The organism is Desulfocastanea catecholica (assembly GCF_054657295.1).
The window spans coordinates 1-615 of record NZ_BAAHYZ010000123.1 but is presented as its reverse complement, the minus strand read 5'-3'; the positions used below and the strand labels follow the sequence as shown (position 1 = coordinate 615).

General features: G+C 48.6%; 1 protein-coding gene. It reads left to right on the top strand.

Going from position 1 to position 615, the window contains the following annotated elements; translation table 11 throughout:
* Positions 1-258: 258 nt before the first annotated feature.
* Positions 259-615, top strand: a 357-nt coding sequence (locus ACYQ8U_RS23145) for an SOS response-associated peptidase (RefSeq protein ID WP_459947920.1), incomplete at its 3' end; no start/stop codon positions are given.

Genomic DNA, 615 nt, shown 5'->3' with positions numbered 1-615 from the left:
AGTGGGAGCTCGCTATCCGGTGCCGAATTTTCTGAATTATCAGCCAGAATTTCCGAGGATGTATGGAGAGATGGCGGAGAGATTGAAGTTGTTTTAAACGGGTGGAGCCTGACCGTTCAGAGCCCTCCAAAAAGAATATCAGTCAAAGTTTGCCATAAGAAAGCATCAGCCTGATGGTAGTGAAACAGGGATTTAGCCCTGCAATCTTTGACTGATATTTCGGGCATTTTGCACCAAACAATGAGGACGCATAGAATAATGTGTGGACGTTTCGCCTATTTTGGTAAAGGTACCTTCGGCTACGAGACGCTTCTCCTACCGGATCCTCCTCCTATAGAGAACTACAACATTCCTCCGTCCCGAAACATCCTGACGATCCGCAACTCTCCCGAGACCGGCAATCCTTCCTATGCCATGCTCCATTGGGGCCTGGTCCCGTTCTGGTCTAAAAGTCCAAAAACTAAATATACTCTCAACAATGCCAGGGCCGAAGGAATTGAGAAAAAGCCTTCCTTCCGTGAACCGTTGAAACGCCGGCGCTGTATCATCCCCGCTAGCGGATTCTATGAGTGGTTGCGAAAAGGAGCAAAGAAACAGCCCTATTTCGTCCGGCGA